Source organism: Erwinia sp. STN24 (assembly GCF_041320675.1).
Lineage (GTDB): Bacteria > Pseudomonadota > Gammaproteobacteria > Enterobacterales > Enterobacteriaceae > Erwinia > Erwinia aeris.
This window is the reverse complement of record NZ_JBGGPM010000024.1, coordinates 1-273: the sequence shown is the minus strand read 5'-3', so window position 1 is coordinate 273 and position 273 is coordinate 1. Positions and strand designations below refer to the sequence as shown.

Here is a 273-nt window from a genome sequence, read left to right as displayed (position 1 = left end):
CCTTAGGGGTCGACTCACCCTGCCCCGATTAACGTTGGACAGGAACCCTTGGTCTTCCGGCGAGCGGGCTTTTCACCCGCTTTATCGTTACTTATGTCAGCATTCGCACTTCTGATACCTCCAGCAGCCCTCACAGGCCACCTTCGACGGCTTACAGAACGCTCCCCTACCCAACAACACATAGTGTCGCTGCCGCAGCTTCGGTGCATGGTTTAGCCCCGTTACATCTTCCGCGCAGGCCGACTCGACCAGTGAGCTATTACGCTTTCTTTA

The 273-nt window shown here is 56.0% G+C and carries 1 rRNA gene; it reads right to left on the bottom strand.

Annotated features, from left to right (window positions below):
* Positions 1-273, bottom strand: a 23S ribosomal RNA gene (locus ACA373_RS22175); the annotation flags it as partial.